The following is a 1,587-nucleotide window of genomic DNA, read 5'->3' as shown; positions in this document are numbered from 1 at the left end:
GGGAGGTGCGCCGGATCGCCGACGCGGCGGCCGGGACCCTGCGCGAGGCGGCGGCGCACGGGGTGGCGGGTCGGGCGGTGGGTCAGCGCGTGCTGCGGGACGCGCTGCTGGACCACGTCGCGGTGGTGGTCACCCCGGACGAGGCGCCGCAGGCTCCGGTGGAGGTGTCCCAGCGGCTGGTGCAGGGCGTGGTCCGGATGGGCTTCCTCGGCCCGGGTGACGTTCAGGTGCGGGTGGCCGGCCGTTGGGTCGGACTCGTCGGTCCGTACGGGGCGGCGTGGTTGCGTACCGTCGCGGACCTTGCACTCACGCCCACTCGGGCTCATCCGAAAGGTTGACCCCGCATCATTCTTCCGGGTTGGGGCGGCCGTTGGGGGGATGCCTCCTGCCGGCTGTCCGGGTACCGTCCATCCTCGGATCCAACGCACCGTAGGCGGCTGGATCCGCTGGGGAGTGAGGTGCGCGAGCGATGCCGTGGTGGTCATGGCGCCCCGGTCCCGCCGGTGGCGGCGATCCGGAGACTCGAAGCGGGACCACAGTGGACGACACCGTCCGGGTCGGACCACCGAGCCCGCGCCAGCCGGGAGACGACACGACGGCGCCCGAGCGGCAGGTCATCGCCGACATGCCGGCCACGGTCGCCCCGGTCACCCTCCGCCGGGTCTGCGACGCACTCGACCTGCTCGACGTGCGCTACCTGGCCGACGGCGACGGCAACCTGCTCGCCATGTGGGAGCGGCACGCCGTGCTTGTCGCGCTGGAAGGCCCGGAGGACGAGATCCTGGTGATGCGGGCCCGTCCACACGCGACCGTGCCGCCGGACTGGGCCGACCGGGCCTACCGGGTGGTCAACGAGTGGAACCACACCCGTCGGTTCTGCAAGGCCTACATCGGCGACCCGACCGAGCGGGGGCAGCTGCCGATCTACGCCGAGTTGCAGGTGCCGCTCGGCGCCGGCACCCACGACGCGTTGCTCGTCGAGATGCTCGACTGCGGCGCCGCGGTGGCCACCACGTTCGTCGACTGGCTGCACGACGAGGGCGCCCTGCTCTGACCGCCACCGGGCCGCCGGTCAGCCGGCGGCCGGGTCCTCCATCACGTTCACCATGAAGTAGGCGGCCCGCTCCAGGTAGTCCCAGAGCGCGGCGGCGAGCTGCGGTGGCAGGTCCAGCTCGTCCACCGCCCGGCGCATGTGGCGCAACCAGGCGTCCCGCTCCTCGGCGCCGATCCGGAACGGCGCGTGCCGCATCCGCAGTCGCGGGTGGCCCCGCTGCTCGGAGTAGGTGTGCGGGCCACCCCAGTACTGGATCAGGAAGAGGGTCAGCCGGTCCGCCGCCGGGCCCAGGTCCTCCTCCGGATACATCGGCCGCAGCAGCGGGTCGTCGGCGACGCCGGCGTAGAACACGTCCACCAGCTTGCGGAAGGCGGGCTCACCGCCGATCGCCTCGAAGAGCGTCATCGACTCGCCTGGTGAAGTCACGCTTCCATCCTGCCAGGTGCCCCCCGGCCGCCGCCCGGGCCCGCCGGGCGGCGCCGGTCACGTCACCGCGTGCCGGCGTCGGCCGTGTTCCCGCCCCCGGTCGCCCG

The 1,587-nt window shown here is 73.6% G+C and carries 3 protein-coding genes; 2 read left to right on the top strand and 1 reads right to left on the bottom strand.

The features are described from left to right. Both HUW36_RS32480 and HUW36_RS32475 read left to right on the top strand, forming a co-directional pair. On the top strand, positions 1-338 hold a 338-nt coding region (locus HUW36_RS32480; protein WP_484502617.1), incomplete at its 5' end, for a DUF8185 domain-containing protein. 131 nt (positions 339-469) lie between these two features. Next, positions 470-1,054, top strand: coding sequence for a type III secretion system chaperone family protein (locus HUW36_RS32475; RefSeq protein WP_174531538.1), 585 nt, complete (start codon positions 470-472; stop codon positions 1,052-1,054). A gap of 18 nt (positions 1,055-1,072) precedes the next feature. Here the strand turns inward: HUW36_RS32475 and HUW36_RS32470 are convergent, their stop codons facing one another. Next, positions 1,073-1,459, bottom strand: a complete 387-nt coding sequence (locus HUW36_RS32470) for a globin (RefSeq protein ID WP_174531539.1) — start codon at positions 1,457-1,459, stop codon at positions 1,073-1,075. Positions 1,460-1,587 lie beyond the last annotated feature (128 nt).

Origin of the sequence: Micromonospora maritima (genome assembly GCF_902825405.1) — a bacterium.
Classification (GTDB): Bacteria; Actinomycetota; Actinomycetes; order Mycobacteriales; family Micromonosporaceae; genus Micromonospora; species Micromonospora maritima.
The sequence above is the reverse complement of the archived record's forward strand: the minus strand, read 5'-3'. Positions and strand labels throughout refer to the sequence as shown.

Excerpts from the sequence above, each read along its gene's own strand:
- HUW36_RS32470 (WP_174531539.1), bottom strand. The coding sequence starts at position 1,459 with ATGACGCTCTTCGAGGCGATCGGCGGTGAGCCCGCCTTCCGCAAGCTG.
- HUW36_RS32475 (WP_174531538.1), top strand. The coding sequence starts at position 470 with ATGCCGTGGTGGTCATGGCGCCCCGGTCCCGCCGGTGGCGGCGATCCG.